This is a genomic window from Streptomyces rubrogriseus, from assembly GCF_027947575.1.
Classification (GTDB): domain Bacteria; phylum Actinomycetota; class Actinomycetes; order Streptomycetales; family Streptomycetaceae; genus Streptomyces; species Streptomyces rubrogriseus.
Window position 1 is genome coordinate 3,342,200 of the sequence record NZ_CP116256.1, and the last position, 20,295, is coordinate 3,362,494.

A 20,295-nucleotide genomic window follows, 5' to 3' on the forward strand; every position below is an offset into this window, starting at 1 on the left:
TAGTCCGGCCGCTGGGACCGGGGGCAGCCTGCTGCTCAGGGCAGGTGCACGATGACGTCGCCGACGCCGCGGCGGGTCCGTGAGGGGGCAGCGTCAGTCCTGAAGAGCCCGGGGAACAGCTGTCCGGGCACGCGGCTCGTTGTAGGCTGTCGGCACAGCCCTTGACCTGCAAGTACGCAGGCAGGGAGCCTACCTTTGGGAGTACCCCGATGTTCCGTACAATGTTCAAGTCCAAGATCCACCGCGCCACCGTCACCCAGGCCGACCTGCACTACGTCGGCTCGGTGACCATCGACGCCGACCTGCTGGACGCCGCCGATCTGCTGCCCGGTGAGCTGGTGCACATCGTGGACATCACCAACGGGGCCCGGCTGGAGACGTACGTCATCGAGGGGGAGCGCGGGTCCGGGGTGATCGGGATCAACGGGGCCGCGGCCCACCTCGTGCACCCCGGTGACCTGGTGATCCTCATCAGCTACGCCCAGGTCACCGACGCCGAGGCGCGGTCGCTGCGGCCCCGGGTCGTGCACGTGGACGGGGACAACCGTATCGTCGGCCTGGGCGCCGACGCGTCGGAGCCGGTACCGGGCTCGGACCAGGAACGCAGCCCTCAGGCCGTGTCGGCCTGACGTACCGGTGTACTGACCTGCTGACCCCGCGGGGACGAGGAGCGTGTGGCCGTGAGTGACATCGAGATCCGTGACGACCGGGCGGCGGGACGGCTGGAGGCGGTCGCGGCCGGAGAGGTCGTCGGGCGCGTCGAGTACTTCGTCCTGGAGGCTCCCGCGAGGGCCCTCGTCCCCGTCCACACGATCGTCGAACCGGCCCACGAGGGCCGGGGCATCGCCGGTTCCCTGGCGCGTGAGCTGTACGGAATCGCACGACGGGAGGGCGTCACCGTCGCCCCGCTGTGCCCGTACGTCGTGAAGTGGGCCGAGCGGCATCCGGACGAGGCGCCCGCCGCCGATCCGGAGCTGCTGCGCGCGGCGAAGGAGTGGCTCGTGGCACATCCCGGGCTGTTCTGACCCGGACGAGGTGAAGAGAAGCGGAGGGGACGGCGTGCTGGCGCTCCTGCACACCTCGGCCGTTCACGTTCCGGTCTTCGACGCGCTGCGTGACGCGGGCCATCCGGGCCTTGAACTGCGGCATCACGTCGACGCGGAGCTGCTGGAGCGGGCGCGGCGCGAAGGACCCGAGTCGGTGGCCGACGCCGTCGCCGCCGTGCTGAGGCGGGCGGTGGCGGAAGGGGCACGCGCCGTACTGTGCACCTGCTCGACCATCGGGGCTGTCGCCGAGGCGGCGGCCGCCGGGGCCGGCGTGCCGGTACTGCGCGTCGACCGGCCCATGGCCGCCGCTGCGGTGGCCGTCGGTCCGCGTGTCCTCGTCCTCGCCGCCCTGGAGAGCACGCTCGCGCCGACGGCGGCACTGATCGCGGAGGAGGCGCGCCGCGCGGACCGGCCCGTGGAGGTGCGGACCCGGCTGGTGGAGGGCGCCTGGTCGCGGTTCGAGGCCGGCGACGGCGAAGGCTACCTGCGCCGGGTTGCCGAGGCGGCCGACTCCGTGACCGGCGCCGACGTGATCGTCCTGGCCCAGGCGTCCATGGCACCCGCCAGGAAGTCGACGACGGCCCGCGTTCCCGTGCTGGCCAGTCCCGAGCCCGGGCTGGCCGCCGGGGCGGCGGCGGCACGCAGGGACCGGCCGAGCACGCTGGCCCACCCGGACGCCGGGGTTCCTACCGGCGAGTGAGTGAGGAGGCGGCCGTCGGGTAGGCGGGGGACAAGTCCACAGAGCCGACGTCGACCGACTGGCCGGAGGACAGCGCCATGACGAACCCGTATCCGGATCCCGTCCCGCCCGGGCCCACTCCAGGACCCTCTCCCGGTCCGGACCCGGAGCCCCCGCATCCGCACCCGGACCCGGCCTCACCACCGGCCCCCGGCCCGGAACCGACCCCTCCGCCGCCGCCCCCAGGTCCCGGGCCGCAACCCACGCCCCAGCCTCCGGGTCCCGGCCCGCAGCCGACCCCGCCGCCCCCGGCCCCGGCCCGCAGCCGCCGCCCGACCCGCCCGGTCCTCCCGGGCCCGCGCCGTCCCCGATCCCGCCGGGGCCCGAGCCCGCGCCCAACCCCGAACCTGGGCCGCCCCTCACCTGAGCGAGGGGGCGCCGCACGCCGGGGGAGGGCACGGGTGAAGGGGTGGGGCTACGCGGTGACCTCCGACCGGTCACCGCCCCACAGTGTGTGGAAGGCGCCGCCCCGGTCCGTCCTGCGGTACGTGTGCGCCCCGAAGAAGTCCCGCTGTCCCTGGGTCAGCGCGGCGGGCAGCCGCTCGGCGCGCAGCGCGTCGTAGTAGGCGAGGGCGGCGGCGAAGCCCGGCGTCGGCACGCCCTGCCGGGTCGCGGCGACCAGGACCTCGCGCCAGTCGTCCTGCGCGGCGGCGATCTCCTGGGCGAACGTCTCGTCCGACAGCAGGCTCGGCAGGTCCGGCCGGGCGTCGTAGGCGGCCCGGATGCGGTCCAGGAAGGCCGCCCGGATGATGCAGCCGCCGCGCCAGATCGCCGAGACGGCGCCGAGATCGATGTCCCAGTCGTACTCCTCGCTGCCCGCGGCGATCTCGTGGAAGCCCTGCGTGTACGACACGATCTTCGAGGCGTACAGCGCCTGCTCGACGCGGTCGGCGAAGGCGGCCGCCTCCGACTCGCCGAGCGGGGACGCCTTCGGGCCGGCCAGGCCGCGCGAGGCGTCACGCAGTGCCGCGTGCCCGGACAGGGAGCGCGCGAAGACGGCCTCCGCGATGCCCGACACCGGCACGCCCAGGTCCAGCGCGATCTGCACCGTCCAGCGGCCGGTGCCCTTCTGCTCCGCCTGGTCGACCACCACGTCCACGAACGGCTTGCCCGTCGCCCCGTCCACGTGCGACAGGACCTCCGCCGTGATCTCGATCAGGTACGAGTCCAGGCGGCCAGTGTTCCAGGTCCGGAAGATCTCCGCGATCTGCGCGGGGGAGTACCCGGCGACGTCGCGCAGCAGCTGGTACGCCTCGCCGATCAACTGCATGTCGGCGTACTCGATGCCGTTGTGCACCATCTTGACGAAGTGACCGGCGCCGTCGGGCCCGACGTGCGTCACGCAGGGCGCCTCGTCCGCCGCCTTCGCCGAGATCTTCTCCAGCATCGGGCCCAGGGACTCGTACGACTCCTTCGAGCCGCCCGGCATGATGCTGGGCCCGTGCAGCGCGCCCTCCTCGCCGCCCGAGATGCCGGTGCCCACGAAATGGATGCCCTGCTCGCGCAGTTCGCGCTCCCGGCGCCGGGTGTCCGCGAAGTGCGCGTTGCCCCCGTCGATGATCATGTCCCCGGGCTCGAGGAGCGGGGCGAACTCCCGGATCACCGCGTCGGTCGGGTCACCGGCCTTCACCATGATCACCAGGCGTCGCGGGCGCTCCAGCGCGGCCACGAACTCCTTGGCGGTCTCGGTCGCCACGAAATCGCCCTCGCTCCCGAACTCCTCCACCAGCGCGTGCGTGCGCGACGCGGTCCGGTTGTGCACAGCGACGGTGTAGCCGTTGCGGGCGAAGTTGCGGGCGAGGTTGCGGCCCATGACCGCGAGACCCGTGACGCCGATCTGCGCTGTAGTGCTCATTGGGTTGGCTCCTAGTGACCTTGGTGTCCGTGGTGCCCTGTGTAGGTGGTGCCGGTGCCCGCCAGTATCGCCGGTTTCGGCGCTCGACCATGCTGACGTGCCGGGACGCACGTCGCACTTTCTGCTTCCCGTTCTCCCCCGCGACCTCAGTACGGGCGGAAGGGGCCGGGTACCTCAGCGGGGGCGACCTCGCATCCGGCCAACGGCCGCTCCTTCCCGGCCACTCGGGGTGACCAACCGGCCGGTTGCCGTCTTGTCATGGCCTGTTCGCGGCGCTTACTTTTGCCCCTCCTGACGCAATGCCGAGGGGGACCTCCATGGTCGTACGCGGCCGGCACCGCCGGTACCAGCCGAACAGGATCAACCGCGCCTCACTGACCGTCACCGCGGGGGGCGCGGGACTGGCGCTCCCCCTCGTCGGCACCGGCACGGCCCACGCGGCCGACGTGGCGACCTGGGACAAGGTCGCCGCCTGCGAGTCCACCGACGACTGGGACATCAACACCGGCAACGGCTACTACGGCGGGCTGCAGTTCACCCAGTCCACCTGGGAGGCCTTCGGCGGCACGCGGTACGCCCCGCGGGCCGACCTGGCCACCAGGGAGCAGCAGATCGCCGTCGCCGAGAAGGTGCTGGACACGCAGGGGCCCGGCGCCTGGCCGGTGTGCTCGGAGCGGGCCGGACTGACCCGGGGCGGCGACCCGCCCGACATCCGGCCGGCCGGGTCCGCGGCGCCGGCGCAGAAGACGTCGGACTCGGTGAAGGACGTCCAGCCGCAGACCACCCCGCAGTCCCGGGCGGGCAAGGCCAGGATGTACACGGTGGTCACCGGCGACACCCTCTCCGGCATCGCCGACACCCACGAGGTACGCGGCGGCTGGCAGCGGCTTTACGAGGCCAACCGCAGCGCGATCGGCACCGACCCCGACCTGATCCTGCCCGGCCAGCGCCTGTCGCTCCGCGGGCAGGGGACCACCAAGGCACCCGGAACCGAGGCGGGAAGACGGCAGGACAAGCAGCAGCCGCAGCAGGACGAGCAGCAGCAGAAACAGCAGGACAAGCAGCAGAAGCAGCAGCGGAAAGAGCCGAAGCAACAGCCGAAGCAACAGCCGAAGGAACAGAAGCGGCAGGAGCAGAAGCAACAGGAGCAGCGGAAGGCGCCGAAGGAGTCGTCCTCCGACAGCGGCAAGGCCAAGGCGGCCGGCAAGGCCACCGCCCACCGAGCCGTCGTGGCCCCCGTCGACGCCGCCACCGGTACGCCCTACCACCAAACGGGCTCCTCCTGGTCCAAGGGCTACCACACCGGCGTCGACTTCCCCGTCCCCACCGGGACCTCCGTCAAGTCGGTCGCGGACGGGCGGGTGGTCAGCGCGGGGTGGGGCGGTTCGTACGGCTACCAGGTGGTGGTCCGGCACGGGGACGGCCGCTACTCCCAGTACGCGCACCTCTCGGCGATCTCCGTGAAGAGCGGACAGTCGGTGGGCGTCGGTCAGCGCCTCGGCCGCTCCGGCTCCACGGGCAACGTCACGGGCCCGCATCTGCACTTCGAGGTGCGGACGGGGCCCGGCTTCGGTTCGGACGTCGACCCGGTGGCGTACCTGCGGGCCGGCGGCGTCAGGATCTGATCCGGACCCGTTGGGGGCCGAGCACGGACGGGACGAACGGGCCGCCGTAGAAGGGGCCGTAGAAGAGCGTCGTGGCGTCGCCCTCCTCCGGTGTCCGGGCTTCGTACGCCTCTTCGGCGGGGGCGGTGTCCGGGACCGGCGGTGCCACCGGTGACGGCACGAAGACCTTGTCGGACAACCGGGCCACCTGCGGTACCGGTGACACCGCGCTCGTCGGTGCCACCGCGGTCGCCGGAGCCACCGGCTCCCGGACCGGGACGCCCTCGACCGGCCCGGCGGCCTGCACCAGCCCGGCCGACTGCGCCTGCGCCGGTCCGGGTGCCGAGGTCCCGAGCGCTGCCGCCCCGGCCGCCACAAGGGCCACCGTCTCCTCGGCCAGGGCCGTGGACTCCTCGGTACCTGCGCCCTCCCGCGCGATGCGCTCCGTCGTCAGCATGATCAGTCCACCGGCGGCCACCACACCGCAGCTCAGGGCGAGCACGGTGCCGGTCGTGCCGTAGCGGAACGTCTCGCCGAACATCGTGATGCCGACGACGGCGGCCACCACCGGGTTCACGACCGTCAGCGTGGCCAGTGGGGCGGCGAGACCGGCGCCCCGGTAGGAGGCCTGCGACAGCACCATGCCGGCCGTGGCGAGTACGCCGATCACGGCCAGCGACGGCAGATCACCGGCCGACACCCCGCCGTTCCAGTCGACCGCGACGGTCTTGGTGAAGACCGAGGACATTCCGAACGCTATGCCGGACGCGGTCGCCAGCAGGATGCTGCGGACCGCCGGGTGCCGGTGCGCGGCCCGGCCGGCGATCATCAGCGCGACGATCGCGCCACCGGTGACCAGCGCCGCCCCGACCCGCTGCGCCGTGTCCAGCGACTGCGCGTCGGAGGCACCGACCAGGGACAGCAGACCGGCGAGACCCACCGTGGCCATCAGGGCGCCCCGCCAGGCCGTCGCACCGGCCCTGCGGCCCACGAAGAGCGCCGCCATGGGCAGCGCGAAGACGATGGTGAGCGCTCCCAGCGGCTGCACCAGACTCAGCGGACCGAGCGCCAGGGCGACCACGTGCAGCAGACCGCCCAGGCCGTTGAGCGAGACCGCCGCCCACCAGGCGGGCCGGCGCACGGGAGCGAACTGGGCACCCGGGGACGACGCCGCGACCTGCTCCTGCACGATCGCCCCGCCCGCGTAGGCCACGGCGGAGACGAGCGACAGCAGCACGGACAACGCGAGGGCGCTCATCGGCTGCTCCTCTGCGTGAGGCGGGGGCGCTGGGCCCGGCGCGGCGAACGGTCGTCATCCATGGACAACACGATGCCGTCTCAGGGTCTTCCCGTCGTCGTCCCTGAGCATTCTTTGGGTCCTACTACCGATGGAGTACGACGGCGCCGCCGTCCTCCCCAGGGTGGGCGACTTCCGGCCCCGACCCCTGGCCCAGTCCCCTGAGGGCCCTGATACTACTGCTCTCCGTGGACCTCGACCCCGCCCTCTCCGCCCTCCGCCCGCTCGGCGGCTTCTCGGTCCTGCGCGTCTCGCGGACCGCGCCGTCACGGCGGCCCGCCGCCCTCGCGCCCCTCGCGGACGTCTACGCACCCGAGTACGGAGACGGGGCGCCGGACGTTCAGGTTCCGCTCGAATGCTCCGATCCGCTGGGCCGTCGTGTCCGCAGGGTCGCCACCGCGCTCGGCGCCCCCGAGGCCCGCGTCGCCGCCTCGGTGGCCCAGCAGGGACTCGCGGCCCGTCTGTGGTCGGTGACCCTGGGCTGCGCCGTCCTATACGGGCAGGTCCCGGATCTCGACCCCCGGCTGCTGCACTGGGACCCCGAGGCCACCGCTCCCGACGACCTGTGGCTCACCGAGGTGCGCGCCCGGCCGGGGGACGGCGTCACCGTCGCGGACGTCGTCCTCACCACCCACCTGGCCCCCCTCGCCGAGGCCGTGCACACCCGCTACGGCGTCGCGAGCGGACTGCTGCGCGGCAACGCGGCCTCCGCCCTGGCCGGCGCCGGCCGGGAACTGGAGGGCTGGGCCCGCCGACACGGCCGTACGGACACCGCCGCCCGCGCCCGGTCGCTCACCGCCGGCCTGCTGGCCCACCCCTTGCTCGCCGGCACCGGGGCGCTCACCGGCACGTCCTTCCGGCGCCGCAGCTGCTGCCTGTACTACCGGGTGCCGGGCGGGGGCGTCTGCGGCGACTGCTGCTTCCCGAGCCCGCCGGGCCCCGCCCGTCCGCCGCGTCCGCCCGGCCCTGCCCGTTCCCTGCGCCCGCCGGAGTCCGCCCGTTCCCTGCGCCAGCCCGAGCCCGCCCGCTCCCTGCGCCCGCCGGAGCCCGACAGCCTCACGCGCCCGCCGGAGCCCTGAGGGCCACCGCCCCCTCCGCGTCCTCCGCGCTCTTCCCCAGGCGCCCGCTCTGGGTGACCATGAGGGAACCAGCCGCCGAGACGGGAGGTTCCGGGTGCGCGTGGGACTGCTGACCCGAGAGTTCCCGCCGGACGTCTACGGCGGCGCCGGAGTCCACGTCGAGTTCCTCGCCCGGGAGCTCGCCCGCCTCGTCGACCTGGACGTGCACAGCTGGGGCGAGGGCCGGACCGACGGCGTGCTGCGCCACCGCCCCTGGTCCGCGCTCGACGGCGCCAACGACGCGCTGCGCACCTTCTCCGTGGACCTCGCCATGACCGCCGCCCTCGAAGGGCGCGAACTGGTGCACTCCCACACCTGGTACGCCAACCTCGGCGGCCACCTCGCCAAGCTCCTGCACGGCGTCCCGCACGTGGTGACCGCCCACTCCCTGGAGCCCCTGCGCCCCTGGAAGGCAGAGCAGCTCGGCGGGGGCTACGCCCTGTCCGGCTGGGCCGAGCGCACCGCGTTCGAGGCGGCCGACGCGGTGATCGCCGTCTCCGGCGCCATGCGCGAGGACATCCTCGGCTGCTACCCGGACCTCGACGCCTCCCGGGTCCACGTCGTGCACAACGGCATCGACACCCGGCTCTACCGGCCCGACCACGGTACCGACGTGCTGGACAGGGTCGGCCTGGACCGCTCCCGCCCGTACGTCCTGTTCGTCGGCCGCATCACCCGTCAGAAGGGCGTGCCGCACCTGCTGCGCGCGGTCCGGGACATCGACCCCGCCGCGCAGGTCGTGCTGTGCGCGGGCGCCCCGGACACCCCCGAGATCGACCAGGAGTTCCGGGACCTCTTCGCCGGGCTGAGCCGCGCCCGCGAGGGCGTGCACTGGATCCCGCGCATGCTGCCGCGCACGGAAGTGATCCAGCTCCTGACGCACGCCGCCGTCTTCGTCTGCCCCTCCGTCTACGAGCCCCTCGGCATCGTCAACCTGGAGGCGATGGCCTGCGGCACCCCGGTGGTGGCCTCCCGGGTGGGCGGCATCCCCGAGGTCGTGGCCGACGGCGTGACGGGGGTACTCGTCCCGAGGGAGGACGGTGCGGACGACGCCTTCGAGACGGGTCTCGCGCGCGCCGTGGACTCCGTCCTCGGCGATTCGGCGGCCGCCCGGCGGATGGGCGAGGCGGGCCGGCGGCGCGCGGTGGAGGAGTTCGGCTGGGACGCGGTCGCGCGCCGCACGGTCCGGCTCTACGAGGAGATCCTCAAGCGGGCTTGAGCCGCCCCGCCCGGGGCGGCCGAGGGTGAACGAGGGTGAGGGGAGCGGCCATGCGTCGTGGAGGTCCTTCGGTGCTCGGCATCGTGCTGGCGGGCGGAGAGGGCAAACGCCTGATGCCCCTGACCGCGGACCGCGCCAAACCCGCGGTCACCTTCGGCGGCACCTACCGCCTGGTCGACTTCGTGCTGTCCAACCTGGTCAACGGCGACATCCTGCGGATCTGTGTGCTCACGCAGTACAAGTCGCACTCCCTGGACCGGCACATCACCACCACCTGGCGGATGTCCAGCCTGCTCGGCAACTACGTCACACCCGTCCCCGCCCAGCAGCGCCTCGGCCCGCGCTGGTTCCTCGGCAGCGCCGACGCGATCCTGCAGTCCCTGAACCTGGTGCACGACGAACAGCCCGAGTACGTCGCGGTGTTCGGCGCCGACCACGTGTACCGGATGGACCCGCGCCAGATGCTCGCCCAGCACATCGAGTCCGGGGCGGGTGTCACGGTCGCCGGGATACGGGTCCCGCGCGCCGAGTCGCCGTCCTTCGGCGTGATCACGCCGGGCTCGGACGGGCAGACCGTCACCGGATTCCTGGAGAAGCCCGCCGATCCTCCCGGTCTGGCCGACGACCCCGGGTGCGTCTTCGCCTCGATGGGCAACTACGTCTTCACCACCAAGGCCCTCGTCGAGGCGCTGCAGCGGGACGCCGAGGACGAGAACTCCGTGCACGACATGGGCGGTTCGATCCTGCCCCAGCTCACCGACCGGGGCGAGGCCGCGCTGTACGACTTCAGCGCCAACCACGTCCCGGGGGAGACCACCCGCGACCAGGGGTACTGGCGGGACGTGGGCACGCTGGACGCCTACTACGACGCCCACATGGACCTGATCGCCGAGCGGCCCGCGTTCAACCTCTACAACCGGGACTGGCCGGTCTACACCCACTCCACGCAGCTCTCGCCGGCCCGCTTCAACGCCGGGGGCATCGCCAGCGAGTCGATCATCAGCGCGGGCTGCCTGATCCGCGGGCAGGTCACCCGGTCCGTGCTCTCCCCGGGGGTGCTGGTCGACCCGGGCGCGGTCGTGCAGGGCTCGGTGCTGCACGACAACGTGCACATCGGCCGGGGCGCGGTGGTGCGCGGGGCGGTCCTCGACAAGAACGTGCAGGTGCCGCCGGGCGCGACGATCGGCGTCAACCCGCAGCGGGACGGGGAGTTGTACACCGTCTCCAAGGGCGGCGTGATCGCGCTGGGCAAGGGGCAGCGGGTGCCGTGACGGACACCCGCCCGGACGGGCGAGGGGACGGACGACGGCTCCGGGCGCGCGTGGTGCGCGCGTTGAGCCCGGGGCCGTTGTCATGTCCCTGGACGCCAAGCGGAATCCGTGTTGTCATGCCTCTGCACCGCTGCCGTTACATCGATGTATGACATCGATGTCCTGAGCCATCAGCCACCACCCGTTCTCGAGGAGAGGGTCCGTGCGCACCAAACGACTCAGAGACAAACTCGCCCTGTTGCTGGCCGCCGCGCTCGGCGTCGCGGGACTCGCCGCCGTGCCGGCCGCCAACGCGGCCGACACCGACGACGCCGCGGAGATCCACGGCCTGAAGGGCGAGTACTACACCCAGTCCGCCCCTGGCGCCTTCGACTTCCACGAGCTCAAGGCCACCGGCTTCGACCCGCAGGTCGACTTCAACACCCTCGAACCGCGACTCGCCTTCGCCACCGGGCAGTCGGACGACGTGAGCGTCCGCTGGACCGGCAAGCTCGTCCCGGAGGAGACCGGCGCCCACACCTTCTCGATCATCGGCGACAACGGCTTCCGCCTCTGGGTCGGCGGACAGCTCGCCATCGACCACTGGGTCGACGACTGGGACCGCGAACAGACCGCCCAGCCCATCGAGCTGACGGCCGGCCAGTCCTACGACATCAAGCTGGAGTACTTCGAGCACTACGGCGGCTCCAACCTCCATCTGCGCTGGACCGAGCCCGGCGGCAGCAAGGAGGCGATCCCGCAGTCGGCGTTCCGCCTGCCCGACGGCTTCGACTACAACGGCGCGACGGCGACCACCGTCCAATCCACCGGCCGCACCCTCAAGCTCGACTTCGCGAGCCCCCTCGCCGCACCCCCGGCCGGTCTCACCGACCACCTCGAAGCGGTGATCGGCGGCGCCACGTGGCCGCTCGGCGAGACCAAGCTGGACCCCGCCGACCCGAGCACCCTGCTCGTCGCCCTCGACCAGCCCGTCGTCGGCAACAAGAACGGCGACGCGCCCGGCACCGCCGACGTCCGCTACGACGGCGAAGGCGGCCTCACCGACACCGAAGGCAACGTTGTCAACGCCTTCTGGAGCAGCGGTGGCAACGAGTCCACCTACGAGCTGCGCACCGACTGGGCCGACGAGGTCGGGCCGGACAACGCCCTGCCTGAGTACCCGCGCCCGCAGCTCACGCGCGACGACTGGCAGAACCTCAACGGCCGCTGGCAGTTCGCCGCCGCCGAGGCGGGCGAGCAGCCGCCGGTCGGCAAGAACCTCAAGGAGCGCATCCTCGTCCCGTACCCGGTGGAGTCCCAGCTCTCCGGCATCCAGCGGCACGAGGACCGCATGTGGTACCGCCGCACCTTCACCGTGCCCCGCGACTGGCACATCGGCTCCGCCCAGCGGCTGAAGCTGAACTTCGGCGCCGTCGACTGGCAGTCCGAGGTGTACGTCAACGGCACCAAGGTCGCCGACCACAAGGGCGGTTACGACAAGTTCAGCGCCGACGTCACCGACGCCCTCAAGCCCGGCCGCACCCAGGAGCTGATCGTCGGCGTCTACGACCCGACCGACGCCGCGAACGGCGAGAACCCGCCGCTCGGCAAGCAGCGCCTGGACCCGAGCGGCATCTGGTACACGCCCAGTTCCGGCATCTGGCAGACCGTCTGGATGGAGCCGGTCGCCCGGGACCACGTGGACTCCCTCAAGCTCACCCCGCACGTCGACGGCGCGGCGAGCACCCTCACAGTCGAGCCCAAGGGCGTGCGCGACGGCGTACGCGTCAGGGCCACGGCGTACGCCGGGCACCGCAAGGTCGCCACGGTCAGCGGCCGCACCGGTGAGCCGCTGACCCTGAAGATCCGCGACCCGCGCCTGTGGTCGCCCGACGACCCGTTCCTGTACGACCTGAAGGTCACCGTCGGACACGACCGGGTCGAGAGCTACTTCGGGATGCGCTCCATCGCCGTCGAGAAGGTCAACGGCGTCCCGCGCACCATGCTCAACGGGAAACCGACCTTCCTGATGGCCACCCTCGACCAGGGCTTCTGGCCCGACGGACTGCACACCGCGCCCACCGACGAGGCCCTCGCGTACGACCTCAGGCTGCACAAGCAGCTCGGCTTCAACTCGGTGCGCAAACACATCAAGGTCGAGCCCGACCGCTGGTTCTACTGGGCCGACAGGCTGGGCCTGATGGTGTGGCAGGACATGCCCGCGATGACCGCCGGGAAGAACCCGTCCACCGCAGCCCGCGCCGAGTACGAGCGGGAGATGAAGGAGATGATCGACGAACACGTCAGCCACCCGTCGATCGTCATGTGGGTCACCTTCAACGAGGGCTGGGGCCAGTACGACATCGGCCGCGTCGCCGCGCAGGCCAAGGCCTGGGACCCGACCCGGCTCGTCAACAACCAGTCGGGCCTGAACCTCGGGGCCGACGGCGGCGCCGGCGACATCATGGACGAGCACGGCTACCCGAGCCCCGCCCTGCCGCCCTCCCCGGACGGCGAACGCGCCCTGGTCACCGGCGAGTACGGCGGCCTCGGCCTCGCGGTGCCCGGACACGCCTGGTCCGTGCAGCAGTCGTACGTCGACGTCGACCCGCAGACGTACACGGACGACTACCTCACCAAGCTCGACGAGGTGCGGGCCCTGGTCTGCCGGGGCAGCAACGGCGCCGTCTACACCCAGATCTCGGACGTCGAGGGCGAGCTGAACGGCCTGACGACGTACGACCGCAAGGTGCTCAAGCCGGACGTCGAACGGGTCAGGGCCGCCCAGGAGGCACTCATCCACGACGCGTCCCGGCCGACCCCGGCGGGCTGCACCGCCTGATCACCCTCCCCCGAGGAACAACCGCACGACACAGCAGACCTTCCGGAGGTCACCGCACATGAGAGGCACCCGGCGTCTGCGGCTGTGCGTGGCCGGGGTGGTGGCAGCGTCCGCGCTGCTCACCGCCCCGGCGGCGCAGGCCGCCCCGACGGCCGACCAGAACCTGACCGACCTCGTCAACCCGTTCATCGGGACGGAGAACGAGGGCAACACCTACCCCGGCGCCGCCGTGCCCTTCGGCATGGTGCAGTTCTCGCCGGACACCGGCCACAACACCGGCTACGACCACTCCGACACCCGCATCCGCGGCTTCTCCCTGGTCCACCTCTCGGGTGTCGGCTGCGGTCTCGGCGGCGACCTGCCGGTGCTGCCGACCACCGGGGACGTCACCGAGACGGACTACGCGAAGTACGCCGCCTCCTTCAGCCACGAGGACGAGGAGGCGAGCCCCGGCTACTACCGGGTCGGCCTCGACTCCGGCGTCGAGGCGGAGCTGACCGCCACCGAGCGCACCGGGGTGCAGCGCTACACCTTCCCGGCCACCGACAAGGCCAACGTCCTGCTCAACGCCGGCCAGTCGCTGCACAAGAACATCTCCACCAAGGTCGAGGTCCTCGACAGCCGCACCGTGCGCACCGCGATCACCGGCAGCGGCTTCTGCCAGGACACGAAGCCGTACACCGTCTACACGATCACCCGCTTCGACCGGCCCTTCGCCTCCCACGGCACCTGGGACGACGGCACCGTGACCGCGGGCGCGAAGAGCGGCGGCGACGGCGCCTACGTCCGCTTCGACACCACGAAGGACCGCACCGTCGAGGCCACCACCGCGCTGTCCTACGTGGACGCGCGCGGCGCCGCGCTCAACCTGCGCGCCGAGGGCGGGCACTCCTTCGACTCCGTGCGCCGCGGTGCCGACCGCACCTGGGAGAAGCGGCTGGACGACGTCCGGGTCCGGGGCGGCGACGACACCCTGCGCCGCACCTTCTACTCGTCCCTGTACCGGTCCTTCCTGGCGCCGAACGTCGGCAGCGACGTCGACGGCCGCTACACCGGCTGGGACCAGGAGATCCACCGCGCCAAGGGCTTCACGTACTACCAGAACTGGTCCCTGTGGGACACCTACCGCACCCAGTCCCAGCTCCTCGCCCTGCTCGCACCCCGCGAGGCCCGGGACATGGCGATCTCCGTCATCAAGATCGACGAGGAGAGCGGCTGGCTGCCCAAGTGGGGCTACGGCACCGTCGAGACCAACATCATGACGGGCGACCCGGTGACCCCCTTCCTCACCAACGCCTACCAGCAGGGCCTGCTGCACGGCTGGGAGGAGAAGGCCTACCGGGCGCTGAGGAAGAACGCGGACGGTGTCCCGCCCGCCGATTCGCCGGCCGTCGGACGGGAGGCCAACCGCGAGTACCTCGCCGACGGCTTCGCGCCGTACGTCAAGGGCCGCCCGCACGCCAAGCCGGGCGACTCCGACTACGACCACGGGGCCTCCGCGACCCTGGAGTACGCCCTGTCCGACGCCATGCTCTCCCGCATGGCCCGCGACCTCGGCCACGACGCGGACGCGAAGCGGTACGCCGAGCGCGCCCAGAGCTACCGCAACGTCTTCGACCCCTCGACCGGCTTCTTCCGCGCCCGCGACGCCGAGGGCGCCTTCACCGGACCGGCCGACCCGGCGCAGAGCGAGGGCTTCCACGAGGGGACGTCCTGGCAGTACCAGTGGCTGGTGCCGCAGGACCTGCCCGGCATGATCGACCTCATCGGCGGGACCGAGGCCGCGAACGAGCGGCTCGACTCCTTCTTCGCCTACGACCAGCTCCTCGCCGACCCGGCGAAGACCGCCCGCGAGGTGTGGGTCAACGGGCCGTACGACTACTACAACGCCGACAAGTACAACCCGCAGAACGAACCCGACCTCATCGCCCCGTACACCTACCTGTCGACCGGGCAGCCCTGGAAGACGACCGACGTGGTGCACGCGGCGCTCACCCTGTTCACGGACACGCCGACCGGCATGACCGGAAACGACGACCTCGGGACCATGTCCGCCTGGAACGTCCTGTCCTCGATCGGGATCTTCCCGATCCAGCCCGGCTACGACACCTGGGGCCTGTCCACCCCGGTCTTCGACCGCGTCGACCTCACCCTCGACCGCCGCTACTACCCGCGCGGCGCCCTGACGATCACCGCGCCCGGCACCTCGGACACCGACCGGTACGTCCAGTCGGCCCGCACCGACGGCTCGGCCTACGCCCGGACGTGGCTGACGACGGACGCACTGCGCTCCGTGCGGTCGCTCGCCTTCACGGTCGGCCCGCAGCCGTCCGGGTGGGGTACCGGGGCAGAGGCGGTGCCGCCGCCGCTGACCTGAGCCGACGCGAGCACAGGCGCCCCATGAGTCATGGCAGTCCCGCCCCTGTCCAAAGGGGCGGGACTTTAATCTCCTGTTAACTGTGCGTAGCTTGATCGTACTTGACCGTAATCGTCGGAGAGCGATTGACTGCTTGTCCACCCGTTGTCCATCCATCGCCCATGCGTCGTCCTTGCGAGGCAAGCCCTTGACTCCCGATCCGCTCGCTCCCCTCGACCTGGCGTTCTGGAACATCGAGTCCGCCGAGCACCCCATGCACCTGGGCGCGCTCGGCGTCTTCGAGGCCGACTCGCCCACCGCGGGCGCGCTCGCGGCGGACCTGCTCGCGGCCCGTGCCCCCGCGGTCCCCGGACTGCGGATGAGGATCCGGGACACCTGGCAGCCGCCGCTGGCCCTGCGCCGGCCGTTCGCGTTCGGCGGCGCGATGCGCGAGCCCGACCCCCGCTTCGACCCGCTCGACCACGTGCGGCTGCACGCCCCGGCCACCGACTTCCACGCCCGGGCCGGACGCCTCATGGAGCGCCCCCTGGAGCGCGGACGGCCCCCGTGGGAGGCGCACGTACTGCCGGGCGCGGACGGCGGGTCCTTCGCCGTGCTGTTCAAGTTCCACCACGCCCTGGCCGACGGTCTGCGCGCCCTGACCCTGGCCGCGGGCGTCCTGGACCCGATGGACCTGCCGGCGCCCCGGCCCCGCCCCGAGCAGCCGCCGCGCGGACTCCTGCCGGACGTGCGCGCCCTGCCCGACCGGCTGCGCGGCGCCCTGTCCGACGCCGGGCGCGCCCTGGACATCGGCGCCGCCGCGGCACTGTCCACCCTCGACGTGCGTTCCTCGCCCGCGCTCACCGCCGCGTCCTCCGGGACCCGCCGGACCGCGGGGGTGTCCGTCGACCTCGACGACGTGCACCACGTCCGCAAGACCACCGGCGGCACCGTCAACGACGTACTGATCGCGGTCGTCGCGGGCGCCCTGCGCCGCTGGCTGGACGAACGCGGCGACGGCAGCGAGGGCGTCGCGCCCCGCGCCCTGATCCCCGTCTCCAAGCGCCGCCCGCGCAGCGCCCACCCACAGGGCAACCGGCTCTCCGGGTACCTGATGAGGCTTCCGGTCGGCGACCCCGACCCGCTCGCCCGCCTCGGCACGGTCCGCGCCGCCATGGACCGCAACAAGGACGCCGGGCCCGGACGCGGCGCCGGAGCCGTCGCCCTGCTCGCCGACCACGTCCCGGCGCTCGGCCACCGGCTCGGCGGACCACTGGTCTCCGGGGCCGCCCGGCTCTGGTTCGACCTCCTGGTCACCAGCGTCCCCCTGCCCAGCCTCGGACTGCGGCTGGGCGGCCACCCGCTCACCGAGGTCTATCCACTGGCCCCGCTGGCCCGCGGCCACTCCCTGGCGGTGGCCGTCTCGACGTACCGCGGACGGGTCCACTACGGCCTGCTGGCCGACGCGAAGGCGGTGCCGGACCTCGACCGGCTCGCCGTGGCGGTGGCCGAGGAGGTGGAGACGTTGCTCACGGCGTGCCGTTCCTGACCCCGGCGGGTTTGGATCCAGGCCGTGCGCTGAATAAAATCCGCTGTTCGACAGCGGTCGCCTCCCGGAGCGCCGCGACGGTGACCAGGGAACGGCAGCGGCGATGACGGTGACACAGGACGGTGCGGCGACCACGGACGAGGTGGCGGCGTCCGCGTACGGCCCCGGCATCGACCCCGAACGGCTGGCGCTCTGCCTCGACGTACTGAAGGAACTCGACGAGCTGGACGTCGACCACCCCGACGCGATCGCGGTCCGCCGGGCCACCTCGCACATCTACCGCACGGTCAAGCAGCGCCGCCGCCAGGAGCGCCGCGCCGCCAAGACCGCCCACGACAAGGCGGTCACCGAGGCCACCGCCACCGGGTCCGCCGAGCGCATCGACGACGAGACCGAGGGACTGCTGCCCTCCTCGCGCACCGAGCAGGGCACGATCGCCGGAATACTCCAGCGGCCCCGCTCCTGCTACATCTGCAAGCAGCGCTACACCGAGGTCGACTACTTCTACCACCAGCTCTGCCAGGACTGCGCCGCCGAGAACCGGGCCCGCCGCGACGCCCGCGCCGACCTCACCGGCAAGCGCGCGCTGCTCACCGGCGGCCGCGCCAAGATCGGCATGTACATCGCGCTCAGGCTGCTGCGCGACGGCGCGCACACCACGATCACCACCCGTTTCCCCAAGGACGCCATCCGCCGCTTCAAGGCGATGGACGACTCCGCGGACTGGCTGCACCGCCTGGAGGTCGTCGGCATCGACCTGCGCGACCCCGCCCAGGCCGTGGCCCTCGCCGAGCAGGTCACCGCGGAGGGCCCGCTCGACATCCTGATCAACAACGCCACCCAGACCGTGCGCCGCCTGCCCTCCGCGTACGCCGCGCTGGTCGAGGGCGAGAGCGCCCCGCTGCCCGCCGGTGAACTGCCCGCGCACCAGGTCATCGGGGCCTTCAACTCCGGTGCGGTGGACGGCCTGGCCGCGCTGCCGCTGGGCGCCTCGGGGCTCGACGCGCAGCAGGTGGCCGACCTCGCCCTGGTCGCCGGCAACGCCAGCGTGGTCCGGCACCGCGAGGGCACCGCCATCGACGCGGGCGGGCTGGTGCCCGACGTCGTCGACTCCAACACCTGGGTCCAGACCATCGAGCAGATCTCCCCGGTGGAACTGCTGGAGACCCAGCTGTGCAACTACACGTCGCCGTTCATCCTCATCAGCGCGCTGCGCGCGGCCATGGCCGACGCCGCGCGCAAGGCGCCCGCCGGGCGGGCCTACGTCGTCAACGTCTCGGCGATGGAGGGCGTGTTCGCCCGCGGCTACAAGGGCGCCGGTCACCCGAACACCAACGCGGCCAAGGCCGCCATGAACATGGTGACCCGGACCAGCGCCCAGGAGATGTTCGACACCGACCGGATCCTGATGACCTCCGTCGACACCGGCTGGATCACCGACGAGCGTCCTCACTACGACAAGCTGCGCCTGGCCGACGAGGGCTTCCACGCCCCGCTCGACCTGATCGACGGCGCCGCCCGCGTCTACGACCCCATCGTGCGCGGCGAGGCGGGCGAGGACCTGTACGGCGTCTTCCTCAAGGACTACGCGCCCGGCAAGTGGTGACCGGGCACTCCGGGCACTCCGGGTACTCCTCGCGCTCCGGGCGGCCGGGGCCGGCCGGTCCGCACCGGACGGTGCCTCAGTCGACCGCGCCCAGCCGCGAGTTCCGTGCCGCCGTCAGCTCCAGCACCGTGCGCCAGTCCTCCAGGACCCCGGCGTCGAAGACGGCGGTGCGCGCCTCCTCCTCGGCCTGACGCAGGCTGGCCAGGTCGTCGTCGTGGTCCCAGGCCTCCGGGTGGGCCTGGCGGCGCACCAGGCGGGCGACGCGGGCGCCGAGCAGCGGCCCTACCGCGGCGGCCGTCCTGGCGGCCGGGCTGCCGGGCCACAGCAGCCGTCCCACCGGCGAGACCAGCCCCGCGACCTGGAGCTCCTTGTCCGCCGGGCGGCGCCGACGCAGCAGCGCGGCCGTGCGCAGCGCGTGCCCGTGCGGATCCCCGGGCCCGCCGCCGGCCCCGTCGGCGGGCCGTTCGCCCCGGCAGGCGTACAGCAGGTCCATCAGCTCCTCGACACTGCGCAGTTCCATGCCTCGGTCCTCCCACGAGACAGCCGTTGCCGACGGGCAGCAGACCATGGCGAGCTTGCGCCGCAGCCAACGGCAACTTAACTGCCCGACCCGGCGCCGCCGACATTCGAAGGCGCGGACGCCGATGTAGGCCGAACGGGTGAGTTGCGCACCGTGCGGAAGTGGGGAAACCGGGGCAGACTCGGGTCAACTGCGCGCGGAGCGAAGGGCAATGGTTCTCCCATCTTTTGAGCCCCATAGAGCGCACCCCCGCTCATTTGGTTAACCTGGTCCGGACGGACGGCAGCACAGGGCACTACCCACACCCAGGTCCGTCATGGGACAAGCCGGTTCACAACGGCCTGCTTCCGCACGAGTTACCGGCGCCACCGCGTCCGAACTGCATTCGACCCACACCCGAGCGGGCGCCGGGTGCCGGACAGGAGACCGGCGTCGGCAGGCCCCGAGGGTGACCCGACACATAAGGAGTGCGCGGTGACACCGGAAACGACGACGACCCCAGAACAACGCACCGAGGAACGCACCGGGCGGGCCGGCCGCCGGCCCGGCGAGATCGGCAGCCTCGACGTGTGGGCGCGCTCCGCCCCCATCCGTCTCGCGGGCTACGAGGAGGACCTCGCCGAGCCGCACATCCTGCCGAGCGTGGACTGACCCGCCCGCCACCCACCGAGGCCGACGCACGCATGGGCGTGCCAGACTCACGCCCATGCTGATCAGGGAAGCCACCGCCGACGACTGGCCGCTCATCTGGCCCTTCTGGCACCGCATCGTCGCCGCCGGCGAGACCTACGCCTGGGACCCGGACACCTCCGAGGAGGACGCCCGGGCCCTGTGGACGAGCCCCGCCAAACGCGTCTACGTCGCCGAGGACGACGCCGGTGCCGTCGTCGCCTCCGCCTACCTCACCCCCAACTACGGCGGCCCCGCCGCCCGCATCGCCAACGCCGGCTTCATGGTCGACCCCGACCGGGCCGGACGCGGCACCGGCCGGGCCCTCGCCGAGTACGTCCTGGACGCCGCCAGGGCCGACGGATACCGGGGCATGGTCTTCAACGCCGTCGTCGAGACCAACCCGGCCGTCCGGCTGTGGACCTCCCTCGGCTTCACGATCCTCGGCACGGTCCCGGACGCCTTCGACCACCCGCGGGACGGGCGGGTCGGCCTGCACATCATGTACCGCGCCCTGTAGGCCCCGGTTCGGTCCAGCGGCGCGGTCCGTCGCCGGGGCCGCAGCGCCCCGATCCGCTCCGCCGGCTCCAGCAGCGCCGCCTCCGCACCCGGACGCCCCGCCGGC

16 protein-coding genes are annotated in these 20,295 nt (G+C 72.6%); 13 read left to right on the forward strand and 3 right to left on the reverse strand.

The window, feature by feature from the left end; translation table 11 throughout:
• Window positions 1–209 precede the first annotated feature (209 nt).
• From panD to Sru02f_RS15215, 3 genes are read left to right on the forward strand one after another with little or no spacing between them, the layout of a single operon-like run.
• Window positions 210–629, forward strand: a complete 420-nt coding sequence (panD, locus tag Sru02f_RS15205; RefSeq protein ID WP_109030558.1) for an aspartate 1-decarboxylase — start codon at window positions 210–212, stop codon at window positions 627–629.
• Window positions 630–680: 51 nt separating this feature from the next.
• Window positions 681–1,025: a GNAT family N-acetyltransferase gene (locus Sru02f_RS15210; RefSeq protein WP_164277021.1), complete on the forward strand. Its 345-nt coding sequence runs from the start codon at window positions 681–683 to the stop codon at window positions 1,023–1,025.
• A 34-nt stretch (window positions 1,026–1,059) separates the two neighbouring features.
• Window positions 1,060–1,746 (forward strand): aspartate/glutamate racemase family protein, encoded by a 687-nt coding sequence (locus Sru02f_RS15215; RefSeq protein WP_109030560.1) that lies wholly within the window; start codon window positions 1,060–1,062, stop codon window positions 1,744–1,746.
• A 454-nt stretch (window positions 1,747–2,200) separates the two neighbouring features.
• On the opposite strand, the gene gndA is transcribed toward Sru02f_RS15215, so the two are convergent.
• A complete protein-coding gene (gene gndA, locus Sru02f_RS15220; protein WP_109030561.1) occupies window positions 2,201–3,640 on the reverse strand; it encodes an NADP-dependent phosphogluconate dehydrogenase in 1,440 nt (479 codons plus the stop codon).
• 317 nt (window positions 3,641–3,957) lie between these two features.
• Here gndA and rpfD point away from each other — a divergent pair, with 317 nt between their 5' ends.
• The gene (gene rpfD, locus Sru02f_RS15225) at window positions 3,958–5,265 is read left to right on the forward strand and encodes a resuscitation-promoting factor protein RpfD (protein ID WP_109030562.1); all 1,308 of its coding nucleotides are present in this window, start codon (window positions 3,958–3,960) and stop codon (window positions 5,263–5,265) included.
• Here rpfD and Sru02f_RS15230 read toward each other — a convergent pair.
• The gene (locus Sru02f_RS15230) at window positions 5,255–6,502 is read right to left on the reverse strand and encodes a DMT family transporter (RefSeq protein WP_109030563.1); all 1,248 of its coding nucleotides are present in this window, start codon (window positions 6,500–6,502) and stop codon (window positions 5,255–5,257) included. The genes rpfD and Sru02f_RS15230 overlap by 11 nt on opposite strands.
• A gap of 227 nt (window positions 6,503–6,729) precedes the next feature.
• On the opposite strand from Sru02f_RS15230, the gene Sru02f_RS15235 reads away from it, so the two are divergent.
• The 7 genes from Sru02f_RS15235 (at window position 6,730) to Sru02f_RS15265 (ending at window position 18,481) form a co-directional block, all read left to right on the forward strand.
• Entirely contained in the window at window positions 6,730–7,620 is an 891-nt protein-coding gene (locus tag Sru02f_RS15235; protein WP_109030565.1) for a (2Fe-2S)-binding protein, read from the forward strand.
• A 94-nt stretch (window positions 7,621–7,714) separates the two neighbouring features.
• Window positions 7,715–8,878: a glycogen synthase gene (gene glgA / locus Sru02f_RS15240; RefSeq protein WP_109030566.1), complete on the forward strand. Its 1,164-nt coding sequence runs from the start codon at window positions 7,715–7,717 to the stop codon at window positions 8,876–8,878.
• A gap of 50 nt (window positions 8,879–8,928) precedes the next feature.
• Complete coding sequence (gene glgC, locus Sru02f_RS15245) at window positions 8,929–10,149, forward strand: glucose-1-phosphate adenylyltransferase (protein ID WP_109030567.1); 1,221 nt, start codon at window positions 8,929–8,931, stop codon at window positions 10,147–10,149.
• Between the two features lie 202 nt (window positions 10,150–10,351).
• Window positions 10,352–12,970, forward strand: a complete 2,619-nt coding sequence (locus Sru02f_RS15250) for a PA14 domain-containing protein (RefSeq protein ID WP_109030568.1) — start codon at window positions 10,352–10,354, stop codon at window positions 12,968–12,970.
• Window positions 12,971–13,028: 58 nt separating this feature from the next.
• A complete protein-coding gene (locus tag Sru02f_RS15255; RefSeq protein ID WP_109030569.1) occupies window positions 13,029–15,347 on the forward strand; it encodes a GH92 family glycosyl hydrolase in 2,319 nt (772 codons plus the stop codon).
• A 187-nt stretch (window positions 15,348–15,534) separates the two neighbouring features.
• Window positions 15,535–16,875 carry a WS/DGAT/MGAT family O-acyltransferase gene (locus Sru02f_RS15260; protein WP_109030570.1) on the forward strand — a complete coding sequence of 447 codons (1,341 nt, stop codon included), beginning with the start codon at window positions 15,535–15,537 and terminating at the stop codon, window positions 16,873–16,875.
• Between the two features lie 103 nt (window positions 16,876–16,978).
• Window positions 16,979–18,481 carry an SDR family NAD(P)-dependent oxidoreductase gene (locus Sru02f_RS15265; RefSeq protein ID WP_109030571.1) on the forward strand — a complete coding sequence of 501 codons (1,503 nt, stop codon included), beginning with the start codon at window positions 16,979–16,981 and terminating at the stop codon, window positions 18,479–18,481.
• Window positions 18,482–18,557: 76 nt separating this feature from the next.
• On the opposite strand, the gene Sru02f_RS15270 is transcribed toward Sru02f_RS15265, so the two are convergent.
• Entirely contained in the window at window positions 18,558–19,001 is a 444-nt protein-coding gene (locus Sru02f_RS15270) for a hypothetical protein (RefSeq protein WP_109030572.1), read from the reverse strand.
• A gap of 474 nt (window positions 19,002–19,475) precedes the next feature.
• Here Sru02f_RS15270 and Sru02f_RS15275 point away from each other — a divergent pair, with 474 nt between their 5' ends.
• Together Sru02f_RS15275 and Sru02f_RS15280 are read left to right on the forward strand one after the other, a co-directional pair.
• Window positions 19,476–19,652 carry a hypothetical protein gene (locus Sru02f_RS15275; RefSeq protein ID WP_087805276.1) on the forward strand — a complete coding sequence of 59 codons (177 nt, stop codon included), beginning with the start codon at window positions 19,476–19,478 and terminating at the stop codon, window positions 19,650–19,652.
• A gap of 55 nt (window positions 19,653–19,707) precedes the next feature.
• Complete coding sequence (locus tag Sru02f_RS15280; protein WP_109030573.1) at window positions 19,708–20,190, forward strand: GNAT family N-acetyltransferase; 483 nt, start codon at window positions 19,708–19,710, stop codon at window positions 20,188–20,190.
• The last annotated feature ends 105 nt before the right edge of the window (window positions 20,191–20,295 follow it).